This is a genomic window from Agathobaculum hominis (assembly GCF_014288055.1).
Taxonomy (GTDB): domain Bacteria; phylum Bacillota; class Clostridia; order Oscillospirales; family Butyricicoccaceae; genus Agathobaculum; species Agathobaculum hominis.
The window spans coordinates 184,759-202,418 of sequence record NZ_JACOPK010000006.1 but is presented as its reverse complement, the minus strand read 5'-3'; the positions used below and the strand labels follow the sequence as shown (position 1 = coordinate 202,418).

Genomic DNA, 17,660 nt, shown 5'->3' with positions numbered 1-17,660 from the left:
TTGCGTGCCTCGGAGATCAGCTCGAGTACGGTCGGCTGCAGCTTGCCCTGACGCTGCTCACAGAATACCCATACGCCGGAAAAATCGGCGAGGTTGGTGTTATTGAAATCAGCCATTGTAAGTGTTCTCCTTTCGATCAGATAATGTGCTTCTTCAGCAGTTCAGCTGCGAGAGTCTCGCAGGTAGCCTTGTCAGCGCCCTCGAGCATCTTGCCCTGACCCTTCTGGGGAGGAGTGAACGACTTGAAGATGTTGGTCGGAGAACCCTTCAGACCGATGGTGGTCGGGTCGATCAGCGGATCGTCCTTGAGTGCGTTGTAGTCGAGTACGGAAACCGGCTTGGAGTAGCAGTCCATGATGCCGCCGAGAGACATGTAACGCGGCGTGTTGAGCTCCTTGATGCAGGTCAGCAGGCACGGGGTCTGGGTCTCGATGGTCATATGGCCGTCCTCGAGCATGCGCTTAACGGTAACGGTGGTGCCGTCGACCTTGACGTCTGCTGCGTAGGAAATCTGCGGGATGTTCAGCTTCTCAGCGATCTGAGAGCCTACCTGAGCAGTATCGCCGTCGATTGCCTGACGGCCGCAGAATACGATGTCATCAGCCTCAACGCCGATGTTCTTGATCGCAGCTGCGAGGATCTGAGAGGTTGCGAAGGTATCGGAACCGCCGAACTCACGGCCGGAAACCAGAACGCCTTCGTCAGCGCCCATAGCGATCAGCTCACGCAGCATGCCCTCTGCCGGGGGAGGACCCATGGTAACGACAACGACCTTGCAGCCGTTTGCGTCCTTGAGCTTGAGAGCGGCCTCAACAGCGTTAAGGTCGTCCGGGTTGATAATGGTTGCCATAGATGCACGGTTCAGGGTGCCGTCGGGATTGACTGCTACCTTGCCGGAGGTATCCGGAACCTGCTTTACACAAACAATTGCCTTCATAGTTCAGTTTTCCTCCTTTTCTTAGCGCAGTACCTGACCGGCGATGACCATTCTCTGAACCTGAGAAGTGCCCTCGTAGATCTCGGTGATCTTAGCGTCGCGCATCATGCGCTCCATCGGGTACTCACGGATGTAGCCGTAGCCGCCGTAGATCTGTACGCACTTGGTGGTGACGTCCATTGCGACCTCGGAAGCGTACAGCTTGGCCATAGCAGCTTCCTTGGTGAACGGCAGGCCAACGTCGTGGTTGAATGCAGCGCGGCGAACGAGCAGGCGTGCTGCGTCGATCTGGGTAGCCATGTCTGCTACCATCCACTGCAGGCCCTGGAACTTGTCGAGGGTCTTGCCGAACTGTACGCGCTCCTTCATGTACTGAACAGCCTTGTCCAGTGCGCCCTGCGCGATGCCGAGTGCCTGAGCTGCGATGCCGATACGGCCGCCGTCCAGGGTCATCATAGCGATCTTGAAGCCGCCGTTCTCCTTGCCGAGCAGGCGGTCTGCCGGAAGATGTACGTCCTCGAAGATCAGCTCAGAGGTCTGAGAACCGCGGATGCCCATCTTGTGCTCGATCTTGCCGATGGAGAAGCCCGGATCGTCCTTGTCGACGATGAAGGCGGAAATGCCGTGGTTGCCCTTGCTCTTGTCGGTCATAGCGAATACGACATAGGTATCAGCGCGGCCGCCGCCGGTGATGAATACCTTAGAGCCGTTCATGATGTAGGAGCCGTCCTCCTGCTTGACAGCAACGGTCTGCTGTGCAGCGGAGTCGGTGCCTGCGTTCGGCTCGGTCAGACCGAATGCGCCGAGCTTAGCGCCTTCCTTGGCGGTGATCAGCGGACGCAGCCACTTTTCCTTCTGCTCCGGAGTACCGAACGCGTAGATCGGCCAAGCGCCCAGAGTGCCGTGTGCGGAAATGATCGCGCCGGTGGTCGCGCATACGCGGCTCATCTCTTCGATCGCGATGGTGTAGCAGACGTAGTTGCCGCCCGAGCCGCCGACTTCCTTCGGGAACTGAATGCCCATCAGACCGTACTTCATCAGCTTCTGAACGGTCTCTTCCGGATAACGCTCCTGCTCGTCGATCTCTGCCGCGATCGGCTCTACTTCATTCAGAGCGAACTGACGGCACATCTTCTGGAACAGTGCTTCTTCTTTTGTAAGCCTAAAATCCATGCCATAAACCTCCCAAAAATATAAATCGTGGGTAAAACACAAAAATACAGTGTCCATCAGCCTCTCTGCCGCAGGACACTTTCAGGTGCTGACACCCTACTTTGGAGCATGTCTATTCTCTATTATACTGTCCGAAAGTCATTTGTCAAGGATTTAACATTCTTTTTTTCTATAAAAACCGATCCCCGTTTTTGTGCATATCTTCTATGAAAATGTGCGTGCGCTATACATAAATGCACGCATTTGTTGCATTTGTGATTTTTTTGGCAAACTCTTGGTGAACTCTTTGCATATTACTGGTTGCTTTGGAATACAAATGTTAAGTCCCGGCAAAATAAATTTTACAGGAGGAAATTTTTCATGTGCGGAATTGGAGGCTTTGTCGATTTCGACCGCGACGCGCGGCGCGGCGGCCCGGTGCTCAGCGCGATGGACCGCCGGCTCCGGCCGCGCGGGCCGGATGCGTCCGGCACCTACACCGACCCCGACGCGGCGCTCGTGCACCGCAGGCTGATCGTCATCGACCCCGAGGGCGGCGCGCAGCCCATGCTCTCGCCCGACGGGAACACCGTGCTCGTCTACAACGGCGAGCTGTACAACACAGACGAGGTACGGGATTCGCTCACCGCCCTCGGCCATGTTTTCCGCAGCCGCTCGGATACCGAGGTCGTGCTGCACGCCTTTCTCGAATGGGATACGGACGCTTTCGCGCGGCTCGACGGCATTTTTGCCTTCGCGCTCTGGCAGAAGACCGAGCGGCGGCTCGTCCTCGTGCGCGACCGTCTGGGCGTCAAGCCGCTGTTCTGCTGTCCGACGCGCAGCGGTCTTGTGTTCGGCTCGACCATCGACACCGTGCTCTGCCACCCGGAGGCCGAGCCGGTGCTCGATGAGGACGGTCTGCGCACCGTGCTGCTGCTCGGCCCTGCGCGGCCGCCCGAAAGCGGCGTATTCCGCGGCATATCTTCGCTCCTGCCCGGCAGCTTTGCCGTGCTGACGCCCGAAGGGTTCCGCAGGACTGCCTACTGGCGTCTGGAGGCGCACGAGCATGAGGACGACCTCGACGCGACCGTTCAGCGCACCCACGACCTCATCACCGATGCTGCGCAGCGGCAGCTCGTCAGCGACGTCCCGCTCGCCTGCTTTCTGTCGGGCGGCCTCGACTCGTCCATCCTGTCCGCCGTCGCCGCACGCGCTTATGCGTCCCGGAACGAGACGCTTCACACCTGGTCGGTCGACTACCGTGAAAACCAGCGGTATTTTGTCAAAAACAGCTTTCAGCCGACCGATGACCGCGATTTTGCGGCGCTGATGACGGATTTTCTCGGCACGCATCATCACCGCGTCGTGCTCGACCCGGAGGCGGTCTGCGCTGCGCTCCGCCCTGCCGCCGAAGCGCGCGGACTGCCCGGCATGGCGGACGTAGACTCCTCTCTGCTGCTGTTCTGCGCGGCCGTCAAGCAGGGCGGCACGACCGTCTGCCTGTCGGGCGAATGCGCGGACGAACTGTTCGGCGGCTATCCCTGGTACCACCGCGAGGAGATCCTGTTCGAGGACACCTTTCCGTGGTCACGGTCGGTCTCGCTGCGGCTCGGCCTGCTGCGCGGGGGCGTCGTGAAAAACGGCGCGGAATTCATCCGCGAGCACTATCTTTCGACCTGCCGCCGTGCGCCCAGGCTCCCCTCGGACAGTCCGAAGGACGCGCGCATGCGCGAGATGTTCGTGCTCAACCTCGACTGGTTCATGGCGACCCTTCTCGACCGCAAGGACCGCATGAGCATGTATTCCGGACTCGAAGTCCGCGTGCCGTTCTGCGACCACCGCATCGTCGAGTACGCCTACAATATGCCGTGGGCGTTCAAGGCGCTGGACGGCCGCGAAAAGGGCATCGTCCGCCGTGCATTTGCCGATGAGCTGCCCGAAGCGATCGTTTCCCGCCGAAAAAGTCCCTATCCGAAAACCTTTCACCCGGTCTACGCCCGTCTTTGCGCCGAGGGCGCGCGCCGCATCCTTGCGGACAGGAATTCGTTCGCCGCCGCTCTGTTCGACCGCGAAGCCGTCGATCGGCTCATCCTTGATCCCGACAGCCTGCCTGAGCCGTGGTTCGGTCAGCTGATGCGCGTGCCGCAGATCTGCGCCTATATCATCCAGCTCGAGCACTGGGCGCAGCGTTTCCGGGTCCGGCTGGCATAAAAAAAGAGCCGGAGATTTCTCTCCGACTCTCGGTTTCGCGACAGTCTCACGCGAGATACTCTGCGAGCGTATTGATCACGAGCTGATGATCGTCGAGATGGTCATCAAAGCCGGAAACGCAGATCGAGCCGATCACGCCCGTGCCGCGCAGCGCGATCGGGAAGCCGCCGCCCGCCGCATAGTCGTCGCCGCACAGCTTGCGGTCTACGAACGTCTGACCGGCGGCCTCCATCTCCGCGAACATGCGGAGCGACGAGCTCTCGGTCAGCTCGACCGCGTTGCGCTTGCGCGCGAGCCACAGCTCGCTCTCCGGCCTGGAGCCTTCCATGAAATAACGGAACACGACAAGGCCGTTCACCGTGATCTCGACCGCGACCGGCTGCGCCTGCTTCTCTGCATTTTCGATCAGCTTGAGTCCGATATTCAGCGCATCACGGCGCGAAAATCGCTCAAACTGAAACTTTTCTTCCTGTTCTGCGCACATATCGCGCATGGTCTTGAAATCCTGCATTCTGTTTTCCTTCCTTCCGCAATGTCAAAACGAAATCCTGTGCTTTTATTATACTTTCATCCGTTCCATTTGGCAAGGAGGTCTTTCTTTGGCAGTTTCATCGGATACCGCCGTGCTGCGCGTCGCGGTCACGACCGCGCTCGGCGCACAGCCGCTCGAAAACGCCCTCGTCACGGTTTCGACCGCGCCCGACGAGAGCGGCTCGCGTCAGCTGCTCTACTCGGTCCGCACCGACAGCGGCGGCATGACGCCGCCCATGACGCTTTCCACGCCGCCGCGCGAAAACTCGCTCTCTCCCGACGGCGACGTTCCCTATGCGCTCTACACGGTCGAGGCCGCGCTCGATGGCTACGTTCCTCTCACAGCCCTGCACATCGCGCTGTTTTCCGGCGTGCCGGCTCTGCTCCCCGTCGCGCTCACGCCGCTGCCCGAATACGAGAGCACCGCGCCTGCCGAGCTGACCTCGGATGGTCAGACGCAGGTGCTGAGCAGTGAAAGGGAGTGATCTTATGCCCGTTTCCATCCCCGAGAACATCACCGTGCATCTGGGCCCGCCGTCCTCAAACGCCGCGAACATCACCGTGCCGTTCGCAGATTACGTGAAAAATGTCGCATCCTCGGAAATCTACCCGACGTGGCCCGAGGCCGCCATCCGTGCGAATATCTATGCGCAGATGTCCTATGTGCTCAACCGCATCTTCACCGAGTGGTACCGCTCGCAGGGCTACGACTTCGACATCACCAATTCCACGCGCTATGACCAGTCCTTTGTCCCCGGGCGCGACATTTTCGAGAACATTTCGACCATTGTGGACGACATGATCGGCAGCTATCTGACGCGCGGCGATGCGGTCGAGCCGCTGTTCGCGCAGTACTGTAACGGCACGACCGTCACCTGTCCCGGCGGCCTGAGCCAGTGGGGCACGGTCCCGCTCGCCGAGCAGGGACTTTCCGCCGAGGAGATCGTACGCTCCTTTTATGGCGACGACATCAATTTTTCCGCCGACGCGCCCCTCTCCCCCTCGCTCGGCGAGTCCTTCCCCGGCATCACGCTGCGGCTTGGCGAGAACAGCGAGGATGTGCGCACCATCCAGAACCGCCTCAACCGCATTTCGACCAACTACCCGAACATTCCGAAGATCTACCCCGCCGACGGCGTGTTCGACGCCGACACCGAGGCCGCTGTCCGTGCGTTCCAGCGCCAGTTCAACCTGACGCCCGACGGTCTGGTCGGGCGCGCGACATGGTACCGGATTGCCTTTGTCTATAATAATGTAAAGCGGCTGAGCGAGCTGAACAGCGAGGGGCTGACCCTCGAGGAGATCTCGCGCCAGTATCCCGAGCTGCTCTCCGAGGGCATGAGCGGCGTTTCCGTCCGGCTTCTCCAGTATTTTCTCGCCATCGCAGGCGAGTACTATGACGCCCTGCCCCGCTGGAGCGCGGCACAGCTCGACGGCATTTTCGGTCCGCAGACCCGCTCGGCCGTCGAGGCATATCAGCGCATGCTCGGCCTGCCCGTGACCGGCGCGGTGGACCGCGCGACATGGAACGCGCTGGTCTCTACCTACCGCTCCGTGCTGCTCGTGCAGCCCGAACAGGAGTGGCTCGGCCTGTTCGTCGGCCTGCCCGAGGTATTCCTCGTCACCGGCATGCGCGGCGACGCCGTGCGGCGGGCGCAGGAGCTCATCAGCATCATCGCGCGCGGCTATCCCGAGGTGCCCGCGGTCACGGTGGACGGCATTTTCGGCAGCGCGACCGAGAGTGCGGTCTCGGTCATCCAGACGCTGCTCGGTCTGCCCGCGACCGGCGCGGTCGGTCCGCTGACCTGGGAGGGAATGGCGCGGCTGGCCGCCGATGTCGAGGCGTCCTCCCGTTCTGCCGAAGGGCAGTATCCCGGCTACGTGCTCAGTGAGGAGGAATGAAAGTGTACACAGACGAACAGAAGCGCCGCCATATCTACGATCTTCAGGTATGTCTGCGGCGTATCCAGCAGGAAAACGACCACCCGCAGCCGCTCGTGCCGGACGGCATCTTCGGCGCGGAGACCGCCGAAGCGGTCCGTGCGCATCAGCGGCAGAACGGACTTCCGGTCTCCGGGCAGGTTGACCGCGCGACCTGGGACAGCATCTTTGGCGCATACGAGCATCTGACCGCGCTCGATGCTCTGCCTGCCGCTGTCCGCTTTTTTCCGGCGGAGGGCGGCGTGCTCTCGCCCGGCGACAGGGGCGCGGCGGTGTTTGTCCTTCAGCTCCTGCTCGGCAGCGGCGCGCCGCACTTCGCAAATCTCGCTCCCGTCCCCCTCACCGGCGAATATGACGCGGAGACTGAGACCGCTGTGCGCGTCATGCAGGGCATTTTCGGCCTGCCTCAGACCGGCGTCGCGGACTGCGCGACCTGGGATATGCTCGCAGGTCTGCACAACGCGCTCTACGAGCGCGCGCCCCTCGCGTGGGCGCTGCCCTGAGCGGGTATAAAACGGCGACAGACCGGAAATCCTTACCGTGAAAGGGGTGTTTTTCATGGTAAAGGGTATCAGCCGGCGCGTTGTGGTGGTGCGGCCGGAGAGCGGCGGCCCGTTCGAGCAGGCCATTTTTCTCGTGCGCGATCCGGCCTTTCCGCGCGGCGACGCCGTGCGCGAGGCCTGCCGCATCGCGGAGGGCTGTCTCGGCTCGAGGCGGCGCAGACCGAGGCGCGTGTCCGCCCGTCTGCTCCCTGCCGTCTTCGCGCTCGGCGCTCTCACCGCGAGCCTCGTGCACCTGCTCGCCTCGCTCCTCTGAACAAACGGCGGCGCAGGAAATGTCCGGTCTCCTGCATCGCCGTTTTTCGCACTTCAAAACCGGTATTGCCTTTATTTCCGCCTGTATTTTCCGCCAACTCCTGCAAAAAGTCTGCGGTATACTGAATGGGCAGTGAAGGAGGCTTTTCAAAATGGACAAGCAAAAAGTGAGGCGTGCGCCGCGGCTGCTCGGAAGGGCGGCGAGCATCGCGGTCCGTCTGTGGAACGAGGAACATCTGCATCGTCTGCTCGTCGGGACGCGGCGGTTCGTGCTGTGTGCGCTGCTCATGCAGGCGAACGTTTTCGACGGCTATGCGCCTTTCGGACTCGCGATGGCGAGCGCCATGATGGCGCACGGCGCCGGACTTTCCGCCGTCGGCGGCGTGGTCTGCGGCGCGATGCTCATCGACGACGGCCTGCTCGGCGGCGTTTACGTCGCCGCGACGCTCATCGTGCTGTGCGTCATGAGCGTGTGCACCGGTCTGCGCGTCGTACAGCGTCCGTGGTTCGCCCCGGCCGTCGCCGCAGCGGCAGGCGCCGCCTGTACATTCATCTTTCTGCCGGCCGGGGACGAGCTGCGCGCCCCGGCCGTGATGACCTTTCTCGCCGTGCAGGGACTGACGTTCGGCGCGTGCCGCATTTACGGCGCGGCGCTCGCTCCGCCGCGTGAGGAAGGCGACTGGCGCAGACCGGTCACGCTGCTCGCCGTGACCGCGACCGTGCTGCTGAGCCTCGCGCATGTCAGTCTGTTCGGTCTGTTCGCCCCGGCGAGGGCGGCGGCGCTGCTGCTTGTGCTCGGCACAGCCTATCTCGGCGGACCGGCGGTCGGTGCGGCGGCAGGCGTCGCCTTCGGCGCGGTAATGGATCTCGGCGTGGGCTCAGGAGCGCTGTTCACCTGCTGCTACGGCCTTTGCGCGCTCGCGGCCGGGCTGTTCCGCGACGGCGGACGCGCAAGATTCGCCGTCTGCGCGTTCACCTCCGGCCTGTGCGCCTCCATGCTCGGCACAGGAAGCGACCTGTTCATTCCGCTCCTGTCCGAGCTGACGGCGGCAGTGCTGCTGTTCGCGTCGCTGCCCGAGGCGGTCTGGAATGCGCTGCGGCGCACGCTGCTGCCCGAAACGCTCGTCGGTGAAAAAACGCGCCTCAAGCTGCGCCGGGCGGCCGGTCACTGCGCGACCGAGGCTGCGCAGGCGTTCTACGAGCTCTATCTCGCCATGCTGAGCGGCGCGGCCGAGGGTCGTGCAGCAGGAGACGAAAACCTGCGCGTCGTATTCGACCGGGCGAGCGACCGGGTGTGCAAGAGCTGCGTGCTGTGCGCACAGTGCTGGCAGAAGGACTACGTGACCACGCTCGCGGCGCTGAACGATGTCACGCAGCCCATGCTCGCGCGCGGCCGCGCGGAAATGCAGGATTTTCCCTATCATTTCTCCTCGCGCTGCGTGCATCTGCCCGAGCTCATCCGCGCCATCAACAGCGCACTCTTCGCGCTGCGTGAGCGGCAGAGCCTGCGGCGGCAGCAGGAGGAAAACCGCAGCCTGCTCGCGCGGCAGTATGCCGGCATCACCGACATCCTCCGCCAGCTCGGCGCGGAGGTGACGCAGGACGTGACCGCGCAGCCGATGATGGAAAAGCAGATCCGCCGCTATGCGGCGGCGTTCGGATGGATCGACCGCGTGTGCGCGGTGCGCGACGCGCAGGGGCGGCTGATCGTCGAGCTGTACGGTGACGGCATCGCGGACATCCTGCGGCAGGGCGAAGGCTTTTCCGCCGGACTGAGCGCCCTGCTCGACGTTGCGCTGACCGAGCCGCGCGAGATGGAGAACGAGTTCGGCACCTGCCTTGAAATGCACGAGCGTGCGCCGTTCCGCGCGGTCGTCGGCATCGGCAGGCAGCAGCGCTCGGGCGTTTCGGTCTCGGGCGACAGCGGCTGCTGGTTCCTGACCGACGCCGGTGTTGCCTGTCTGCTGCTCGCAGACGGCATGGGCTCGGGCGCGGCCGCCGCGCAGGACAGCCGCATGCTCGTCAGCTCGATGGAGCGCTTTCTCCGCGCCGGAATCCCGCTCGGCGATGCGCTCGGCGCGGTCTCTCCGGCGCTGCGGCTTCGCTCGGACGGCACGCGCTTCGTCACCCTCGACGCGCTCACGCTCGACCTGTTCACCGGGCAGGCGGAGAGCCTGAAATGCGGCGCTGCGCCCTCTTATGTGCGCACGGACGGGCGCTGGAGCGTGCTCGCCGGGAAATCGCTTCCCGTCGGCCTTTCCGACGAGAAAAACCAGGGCCAGTCGGTGCCGCTGCGGCTTTCCCACGGCGATCTGTTCATCATGGTGTCAGACGGCGTGTCCGACGGGCTGGATGATGCGTGGGTGCGCGAGCTGCTGCGTGAGCACGGCGGCGAAGGGCCGAAGGAGCTCGCGGCGCGGCTCGTCACTGAGGCCCGGGGCCGCGGCAGCGACGACGACCGCACCGCCATCGTCATGCGCGTAGAAAAGACGAATTTTTGACTGTCGCGAAACTACAGTTTCGCCGACAAGCTGTGTTCTGACTTCGCAGAACACGAGTCGTCCGAAAGTTCCCATTCGGAAACTTTCTCCCTCCAGAAGTAAAAAAACCGAGGCGCATGTCCCCGGTTTTTTTGCGTTTGCACAGCAAACGCTATTTAATGCGCGCTGTCGCGCGATTGCTGCTTCCACTTGAAAACAGCTTTATCAGCAGTCTTTTTATCTTGTCTCGTCTGCGCCGTTGATGGGCGTGAGGGCGAGCGAGATCGTCCCGGACGGGATGCCCTGCCGCGTCATATATGCGGAGAGCGCGGAGAGCGCTTCAGCCGTCGCGGCGCTGTGGTGCAGCCGCAGCACAACGGCCGCATCGGTCTCGGAAAAGCGCTGCGCAGTCTCGGCATAGGCGCGCGCCGCCGTCCCCTTTTCGTCCCCGGCGTCCAGCGTCGCGTCCCACAGGCGGTAGCCTGCGGCGATCAGCGCGTCGCGCTGCGCCCGGGAAAGCTGTGCACAGCCTGTGGATACCGAGACGATGCGCGTCTGTACGCCGGTCAGCAGGCGCAGCCGCTCGTTTGCGAGCGTCAGCTGCTCGACAAGCGCGTCCCCGGAGGCTTTTTCGTCCTCATCGAGCAGCAGCGCGAGCGTATGTCCCTCGGCGGCAATGCGGCGCACGGTGTCATCCGTCCAGTCCGCCGACTTGACCGGCAGGAAAAACGCCGCCGTGCGTCCGCTCTCACTCAGCGTATCCAGAACAGCCGCCGTGTTTTTGTCCGGCGCACCGCAGAACGTCAGGTACACCCGTGCCGGCTTGCGCTTCGGCTTTTCCTCAACCTTCGGAATGGGAGTCTCGTCCGGCTTCGCTGCCGTGCCGCCATTTGACGAGGCGCCGTTCGAGGATGAGCCGTTCGAGGACGGAATGCCCTTGTAGCTGTTGATCGTGTTTTCGATCGTACCGGATTTTGCGGCGGCAAACGCAGAGTCGCTTGACGCCGAGCCGTCGGTCACGCGCAGCACGGTCTCCCCCGCGACCGCGAGTGTCGAATAGCTCAGACCGAACTTGCCGCAGCACAGCTTGACCGGAACATAGGTCGTGCCGTTCATCGAGTAGGCCGGTGTGGAATAGCTGTTGAGGTCCTGGTCATAGACATAGCCCTCCGCCGGGGAAAAGCTGAGCGTCTCGCCGTTTGCGGACAGGTCGAGCACGCCGTCCGAGCTGGAGGCGGACACGCCGAGCTGCGAAAATACGCTGTACGGCACATAGATCTCGCCGCCGAGGCGCGCCGGCATGGTGCTGTCCGAAAGCGGCAGGATGCTGTCGTTGACCGCCGTCAGCGTCAGCGCACGCGAGGGCGCAGGAATGCCGAGCGCCAGAACGCCTGCGCAGAGCAGCCCGCTCAGAATGCGTCTGATGCCCTTTTTCATCTGCCCTCACCTCATCTTTGCGCATATAATTTCAGCATATCCCTATTATACCAGACCTCCGGCGGTTTGTCACGATGCCGTTTTGCGGTAATACTTGATGTATTACCGTGAAATCGCAACAAAGTCAGGGCACAAAATTTCCGCAAAGCGCCGTAGCTTTCATTGTGCGGTGTTGCCCTATGTATTTTCATACCGTTTATTCGCCGATATTCGCAAAATTTGTATAAATATATCCCCACTGATTCCATCTGAATTATGCGCTATTGCTCTTGCTTTATCAGAACAGAGTGCTATAATAATGTTTGAAACTAAACCACAACAGAAAGAGTGACAAACCATGCTGCAGATCACAAAACAGCGTACCACTACTCCTAAGGCTAAGCCGGACGAGGGCAATCTCGGTTTCGGTGTTCATTATACCGATCATATGCTGATCATCGACCACGATGAGGAAAAGGGCTGGCACGACGCCCGCATCGTACCGTATCAGCCGCTCGAGCTCGATCCCGCAGCGATGGTTTTCCATTACGCAATGGAGTCCTTTGAGGGTCTGAAGGCTTACCGCACCCCGGACGGCTCCATCCAGCTGTTCCGCCCCGACAAGAACGCACAGCGCATGATCAACACCAACCACCGCATGTGCCTGCCGAGCCTGCCGGTAGAGGATTTCGTCCAGGCGGTCAAGGCGATCGTCGAGTTCGATCAGGACTGGGTACCGCACGCAGAGGGCACCAGCCTTTACATCCGTCCGTTCGTCATCGCGACCGAGCCGCATCTGGGCGTTCGCACCTCCCGCACCCACAAGTTCATCATCGTATGCTCTCCGGTCGGCGCTTACTACTCCACCGGCATCAATCCGGTAAAGATCTTCGTCGAGGACGAGTACACCCGTGCATGCCCGGGCGGCACCGGCTTCACCAAGTGCGGCGGCAACTACGCGGCATCCCTGATCTCTCAGGTCAAGGCGCACGAGCTCGGCTACGAGCAGACCCTGTGGCTCGACGGCGTTGAGCACAAGTATGTCGAGGAAGTCGGCTCCATGAACTGCTTCTTCAAGATCGACGGCACGGTCTACACCGCTCCGACCGTCGGCACCGTTCTGCCGGGCGTTACCCGCATGAGCTGCATCGAGCTGCTCAAGAAGTGGGGCATTCCGGTATCCGAGGAGCGTCTGCCGATCGCTGACGTCATGAAGGCTTCGCACGACGGCAAGCTGGAAGAGGTATTCGGCACCGGTACCGCAGCAGTCATCTCCCCGGTCGGCGAGCTGCGCTACGAGGGCGATGTTGCTCACATCAACAACGGCGAGATCGGCGAGATCACCCACAAGCTGTACAACACCCTGACCGGCATTCAGTGGGGCAAGCTGCCCGACGATATGGGTTGGACCGTAAAAATTTAAAGCTTCGTTTGAAAGGCAAAGCCTTTCAAACGAGAAGGACATGCCGAACTTCGTTCGGACATGTCCTGTACGCCCCTCAGCGCGTCGACAAATCGGCACACTGAGGGGCTTTCCTGTATCAAAACCGAGGTACACGCCCCCGGTTTTTATGAATTTGCAAGCAAATTCTATTAAATAAAAGGCACGCCGATGGCGTGCCTTTTTCGCGCCCAAAGGGCGCGCGCTCCTGCCGCATTTTGCCTTCGGCAAAACAGGCAGGACAGGCGCTCCGCAGAGCGCCGCATCAAATTTCCCATAAAGGTCCAGCTCTGCCGGACTTTTATTCCACTGCCCGCGCCGCGGCGGCGCGGCCGCCCCTGCCGTGCAGGGGCGAGGGGGGTATCGTTTTCGGTTTCTCCGGAACCGAAAACGTATCTAGGGGGGGACAGCGTCCCCCCTGGACTTCGCGTCAGCGAATAAAGTTCGTCATCGTGCGGTGTCCGGTTGCGGGCGGCTCAATGCCTGCCTTGTCGATGACCTTGAGCATCCATGCAATGTTGCGGCCGAGCTTTTCGATGACCTCGACACCCTCGGTGTCCTGCATGACCTCGCCCTTTTCCGCGCCGTGTACCGCGTTCCAGTAGTCCGACGTCACGAGCACCATCTCCATCGTGTTGATCGTGCCGAGCAGCTGCTGATAGGTCTCCATGCCGCCCGAACGGCGCAGCGTGCACAGCGCCGCACCTACCTTGTGATGCAGCTTATTCTCGCCGCAGCCTGCCGCGAGGATCAGACGATCGAGCACGCACTTCATGCCGCCCGCAATGCCGCCGTGGTATACCGGCGAGGCCAGCACGATGCCGTCTGCCTCAATACATTTCTCGATGATCTCATTCACGCCGTCGTCATCCTGCACGCAGCGCAGCGTGCCATTGTCAAGGCAGTGATAGCATGCCATGCACGGATGTACCTTCGCGCCCGGCTGGCAGACCTCGAACTCGATGCCCTCGTTTTCGAGCACCCTGCCCAGTACGTCCAGCATCTGTGCGCAGTTTCCGCCCTTTCGCGGCGAACCATTGATTGCTACAACCTTCATTTTTTCTTGTCCTCCTGTTTTTACCCGGCGCGTCCGCCGGTTTCTCCGTTATTTCAAATGCGCTGTCTGCTCCATGCGGTACAGCCGCATGACGACAAGCGTGTGATTGAGCTGCGGCCCCATCAGCAGGATGATGCTGACGAGATACAGCCAGATCATGAGCACGATGACCGTCGCGAGCGAGCCGTAAAGCACGGAATACCGCGCCATATTGTCCACATAGAACGAAAAGCACCACGACACGAGCACCCATGCCACCAGCGAAAACAGCGCCCCCGGCCAGACCTCGCGGAAGCCGAGATGCAGGTTCGGGACGATGCGGTTGAACAGCATAAGGAACGCGAATACGATGACGATCATCATCCAGAAGCCTGTGCCGCGCGCCGCCTCAAGGACCGGTGCAGGGATCGGCAGCGCCTGCGGCAGCAGACGCAGCAGCATGCGTCCGGCGACGGCAAGCACAAAGCTGCACACGACGGTCAGCAGAAAGCCGGCCGTCATCGCGAACGACAGCAGAATATCGAGCCCCGCGCGGCGGTGCACCTCGACGCGGTAGATGCCGTCTACCGTGCGCATGATCGAACGCACCGCCCTCGACAGGAAATACAGCGTCAGCAGCGTCCCGATGAGCAGCGGACTGAACGACGGCGTCGCCGTGATCTGCTCAAAGTACGACAGGATGAGCTCCTGCAGGCTTTTCGGCATCAGCTCGAACACCGGCCGGAAATCCTCGATCGAAATGCCGAGCCGCGCGACGAGCGCGTTGACAAACATCAAAAGCGGGAGCAGGGAAAACAGCAGAAAATACGACAGGGCCGCCGCCGCCTGCGGAATGCCGTCCGAAAAAAAACGGAGTACCATGCGCCGCACCAGATAGACCAGCCGATTCTGTCCGTTCAATCCGGCTCCCCCTTTCCTTTAATGTTTTATTTATTGTATCAGCTTTTGTACGGTTTTACAACCGTCCGCACGAAAACGTTTTTCGTACATTTGTTCGTGTTCGCTCTTGTGTTTTCTCTGCCTCTGGTGTATACTTAAGGCAATAGATGCCTTTCCTGCGACTATTCTGCCTCGGAGGTGGAGATATGCAAGATCCGCGCAGCCATACCTGTTGCTTTTCCGGGTATCGTCCCGAAAAGATGCCCTTCCGCACAAACGACCCGGACGCCGTGCAGGCGCTCGAGACGGCGCTCGACCGCGCGGTCGAACACGCCGTTTCGCAGGGCTATCACACCTTTCTCTCCGGCATGGCAGCCGGATTCGATATCTGGGCGGCCGAGGCCGTCATCCGCGCGCGCGCGCATCATGACATCCGTCTGCTGTGCGCCGTTCCGCATGACCATCAGTCCGACCGCTTTCCCCCCTCGTGGAAAAAGCGCTATAATGTCTGTCTGGTCAATTCGGACGCCGTGCGCGTATTCGCATCGAATTATTTCTCCGGCTGTTTTTCCGTGCGCAACCGCTTCATGGTCGACTCCTCCTCCCTGCTCATCTGCTACTTCGACGGGCAGGCCGGCGGCACGGCACAGACCGTTCACTACGCACAGGGCAGCGGCCTGCGCATCATCAATCTCTCTCCTCGCGCATATGATCAGCTTTCCCTGCTCTGATTCTTCGCCTCGCCGTCCCCTTCTCCGGACGGCGATGTTTTTTGTCTGCATCGCTGAAACGGACTTTATTGCCAGACCGTTCCATCCCTCCGGCACAGATGTCCCGACGATTTGTAAACAGTTTTCGAACTTTTCTCTTTTCCGCCCCTCCTGCGATTGCATTCCTGCTTCAGAATGTGTATACTTAGTCAGAGATTGAATTTTGCTTCAGTCCATCATTTCTACACGAAACATCCACAATACTGCTTCATGATATTAGTGCCGAAAGGAGTGAACAGAATATGCGTATTCTGCTGATTGAAGAATTTGACAGCGCACCTGTACCGCAGGCGCTCCAGTGCGAGAACATTGCTTTCGATATGGTGCCGCCGCCGGAGGAGGACGAGCCGTTCGTTTTCCCGGAAGGCGTGTATGACGCCGCGATACTGACCGCATCCGACCTTTCCTACAGCCGCAGCGCAAAGACCCGCGCGCGTCTGTCGCTCATCCGCGAGGAGGGCACGCAGATCCCCATTCTTATCGTGCTTCCCCATCCCTCGGCGCGCGACCGAGCACGTCTGCTCGATGCCGGTGCGGATTATGTGCTCGCGGAGCCGTTCGTCTCGGATGAGCTTGCCGCTGTCCTGCGCGCGCTCGCACGCCGCAGCCCGGCCATCAAGAGCGAGATCCTCACCGCGGGCGATCTGACCTTTGACCGCGGCCGCTGCACCGTAAAGAGCCGCTCGGGCGAGATCCGTCTGTCGGGCAAGGAAACGCTGCTGATCGACATTTTCCTTTCCAATCCCGGTCAGGTCGTTTCGCGCGAGACCATTCAGGCCAGGGTCTGGGGCTCGGACAGTCAGTCCACCTACAACTCTATCGAGGTCTACCTCACACTGCTGCGCCGCAAGCTCCGTTCCATCGGCTCGGAGGCACAGATCTGCGCCGAGCGCGGTCTGGGCTACTACCTCGCGGAATAAGCCCGAAAACACACCCGGAGCGCCTTTTATCTGGCCGTTCCGGGTGTTTCTCTATCTTTTGCGTGCCTGTTATCCCTTGCGGTAGTGTGAGGGCGAAACACCGTATACGCTGCGGAAGCGCTTGATGAAGTAGCTGAAGTTGTCGAAGCCGACGCTGAAGCCGACCTCCATGACCGGAAGATCGGTCTCGCGCAGCAGACGCGCCGCCTGCTCGATGCGCAGAGAGTTGATGTGCTGCGTAAAGGTGCGGCCGAAGTTTTCCCTGAAAAACGTGCTGAAATACTGCGGCGACAGGCCGAAATGCGACGCGACCTCGGGCAGCGAGAGCGGCTCGGTGAAGTGCTCGCCGAGGTAGCCAACGATCTCGCGCAGCTGCCGCGCCCTGTAGTCCGCGCCGGGACGCACGGGCCGCCCCTCCAGCCGGCCGTACTGTGCACAGACCGCGACGATGCCGAGCAGCGCCGCCTTGACGGCGAGCTGACAGCCGGGCGCCTGCTGCTGCCATGTGCGGACGATCTGCGCGAGCAGCGTGCGCACCTCGCTCTGCCCCGGCTCGCCCGACCGCAGACAGGTCGCAAACCGCAGCCGCCCCTCTGCGAGCGGCTCGAGCAGGGCGAACTCGGTCTCGTCGGCACGGGCGAACTGCAGAAAATCCGCCGCAAAGACGAACGAGCGGAACTGATTTTCTCGTCCGGCGGCGCGTATCTCATGCAGCTCCTCGGACGCCGCGAAGAATACGTCTCCCCGAGCGCCCTCGTACATCCGGTCCGCGATCGTCAGCGAGACGCGGCCGCAGTCCACCGTGATGATCTCCAGCTCGGGATGCCAGTGATACGGGATGAAATCGCTGTCATCCGCCTCGCTCCCGTCGAGTGCCGGATAGATCTGAAACGGAAAGGAAAGCGTGCCGTGCTCCTTCTTTTCGCGCCTTGCCGCATCCATCGCGTCTCCTCCTCTCGTTCCGGGGCAGTTTTCCCCGCCGCAGAACTCCTTAAAATTGTGTTATTCGTTCTGAATTTATTGCAAGCGTTTTCGCATCAATCTGCTATAATTATAATCGTAAAAGGAACTACGCGCAAGAGTGCGGCAAAATAAAATCGTATTTTTGTT

16 protein-coding genes and 1 pseudogene are annotated in these 17,660 nt (G+C 61.3%); 9 read left to right on the top strand and 8 right to left on the bottom strand.

All coding sequences use genetic code 11. The annotated features are described in order from the left end of the window. The 3 genes and pseudogenes from H8S02_RS12580 to H8S02_RS08260 all read right to left on the bottom strand — a co-directional run. A pseudogene (locus H8S02_RS12580) lies at nucleotides 1–116 on the bottom strand (acryloyl-CoA reductase electron transfer subunit beta); the annotation flags it as partial. Nucleotides 117–136: 20 nt separating this feature from the next. Then, on the bottom strand, nucleotides 137–937 hold the full coding sequence (gene acrB, locus H8S02_RS08265; protein ID WP_186970124.1) for an acryloyl-CoA reductase electron transfer subunit gamma: 801 nt from the start codon (nucleotides 935–937) through the stop codon (nucleotides 137–139). A 21-nt stretch (nucleotides 938–958) separates the two neighbouring features. Further along, the gene (locus tag H8S02_RS08260; RefSeq protein ID WP_118685509.1) at nucleotides 959–2,110 is read right to left on the bottom strand and encodes an acyl-CoA dehydrogenase; all 1,152 of its coding nucleotides are present in this window, start codon (nucleotides 2,108–2,110) and stop codon (nucleotides 959–961) included. A 360-nt stretch (nucleotides 2,111–2,470) separates the two neighbouring features. On the opposite strand from H8S02_RS08260, the gene asnB reads away from it, so the two are divergent. Next, a complete protein-coding gene (gene asnB / locus H8S02_RS08255; RefSeq protein WP_186970123.1) occupies nucleotides 2,471–4,300 on the top strand; it encodes an asparagine synthase (glutamine-hydrolyzing) in 1,830 nt (609 codons plus the stop codon). A gap of 46 nt (nucleotides 4,301–4,346) precedes the next feature. Here asnB and H8S02_RS08250 read toward each other — a convergent pair whose 3' ends face one another. Next, nucleotides 4,347–4,811, bottom strand: coding sequence for a heme-degrading domain-containing protein (locus H8S02_RS08250; RefSeq protein WP_186970122.1), 465 nt, complete (start codon nucleotides 4,809–4,811; stop codon nucleotides 4,347–4,349). An 88-nt stretch (nucleotides 4,812–4,899) separates the two neighbouring features. Between H8S02_RS08250 and H8S02_RS08245 the strand changes: the two genes are divergently transcribed. From H8S02_RS08245 to H8S02_RS08225, 5 genes are all read left to right on the top strand, one after another. Next, complete coding sequence (locus tag H8S02_RS08245) at nucleotides 4,900–5,316, top strand: hypothetical protein (RefSeq protein ID WP_186970121.1); 417 nt, start codon at nucleotides 4,900–4,902, stop codon at nucleotides 5,314–5,316. Between the two features lie 4 nt (nucleotides 5,317–5,320). After that, nucleotides 5,321–6,733 (top strand): peptidoglycan-binding protein, encoded by a 1,413-nt coding sequence (locus H8S02_RS08240; protein ID WP_186970120.1) that lies wholly within the window; start codon nucleotides 5,321–5,323, stop codon nucleotides 6,731–6,733. Between the two features lie 2 nt (nucleotides 6,734–6,735). Further along, nucleotides 6,736–7,275 (top strand): peptidoglycan-binding domain-containing protein, encoded by a 540-nt coding sequence (locus H8S02_RS08235; RefSeq protein ID WP_158579150.1) that lies wholly within the window; start codon nucleotides 6,736–6,738, stop codon nucleotides 7,273–7,275. A 55-nt stretch (nucleotides 7,276–7,330) separates the two neighbouring features. Next, nucleotides 7,331–7,588, top strand: a complete 258-nt coding sequence (locus H8S02_RS08230) for a hypothetical protein (protein WP_186970119.1) — start codon at nucleotides 7,331–7,333, stop codon at nucleotides 7,586–7,588. Between the two features lie 151 nt (nucleotides 7,589–7,739). After that, nucleotides 7,740–10,088, top strand: coding sequence for a SpoIIE family protein phosphatase (locus H8S02_RS08225; RefSeq protein WP_186970118.1), 2,349 nt, complete (start codon nucleotides 7,740–7,742; stop codon nucleotides 10,086–10,088). Nucleotides 10,089–10,304: 216 nt separating this feature from the next. Here H8S02_RS08225 and H8S02_RS08220 read toward each other — a convergent pair whose 3' ends face one another. Continuing rightward, nucleotides 10,305–11,504 carry a polysaccharide deacetylase family protein gene (locus H8S02_RS08220; RefSeq protein ID WP_186970117.1) on the bottom strand — a complete coding sequence of 400 codons (1,200 nt, stop codon included), beginning with the start codon at nucleotides 11,502–11,504 and terminating at the stop codon, nucleotides 10,305–10,307. Between the two features lie 337 nt (nucleotides 11,505–11,841). Between H8S02_RS08220 and H8S02_RS08215 the strand changes: the two genes are divergently transcribed. Continuing rightward, entirely contained in the window at nucleotides 11,842–12,906 is a 1,065-nt protein-coding gene (locus H8S02_RS08215; protein WP_186970116.1) for a branched-chain amino acid aminotransferase, read from the top strand. Between the two features lie 448 nt (nucleotides 12,907–13,354). Here H8S02_RS08215 and H8S02_RS08210 read toward each other — a convergent pair whose 3' ends face one another. After that, on the bottom strand, nucleotides 13,355–13,981 hold the full coding sequence (locus tag H8S02_RS08210; protein WP_186970115.1) for a flavodoxin family protein: 627 nt from the start codon (nucleotides 13,979–13,981) through the stop codon (nucleotides 13,355–13,357). A gap of 48 nt (nucleotides 13,982–14,029) precedes the next feature. Beyond that, nucleotides 14,030–14,881, bottom strand: coding sequence for a YihY/virulence factor BrkB family protein (locus H8S02_RS08205; RefSeq protein ID WP_186970114.1), 852 nt, complete (start codon nucleotides 14,879–14,881; stop codon nucleotides 14,030–14,032). 185 nt (nucleotides 14,882–15,066) lie between these two features. Between H8S02_RS08205 and H8S02_RS08200 the strand changes: the two genes are divergently transcribed. Both H8S02_RS08200 and H8S02_RS08195 read left to right on the top strand, forming a co-directional pair. After that, the gene (locus H8S02_RS08200) at nucleotides 15,067–15,591 is read left to right on the top strand and encodes an SLOG family protein (protein WP_186970113.1); all 525 of its coding nucleotides are present in this window, start codon (nucleotides 15,067–15,069) and stop codon (nucleotides 15,589–15,591) included. A gap of 281 nt (nucleotides 15,592–15,872) precedes the next feature. Next, nucleotides 15,873–16,550, top strand: coding sequence for a response regulator transcription factor (locus H8S02_RS08195; RefSeq protein WP_186970112.1), 678 nt, complete (start codon nucleotides 15,873–15,875; stop codon nucleotides 16,548–16,550). A 69-nt stretch (nucleotides 16,551–16,619) separates the two neighbouring features. Here H8S02_RS08195 and H8S02_RS08190 read toward each other — a convergent pair whose 3' ends face one another. Next, nucleotides 16,620–17,492 (bottom strand): AraC family transcriptional regulator, encoded by an 873-nt coding sequence (locus tag H8S02_RS08190; protein WP_118685523.1) that lies wholly within the window; start codon nucleotides 17,490–17,492, stop codon nucleotides 16,620–16,622. Between the last annotated feature and the right edge of the window lie 168 nt (nucleotides 17,493–17,660).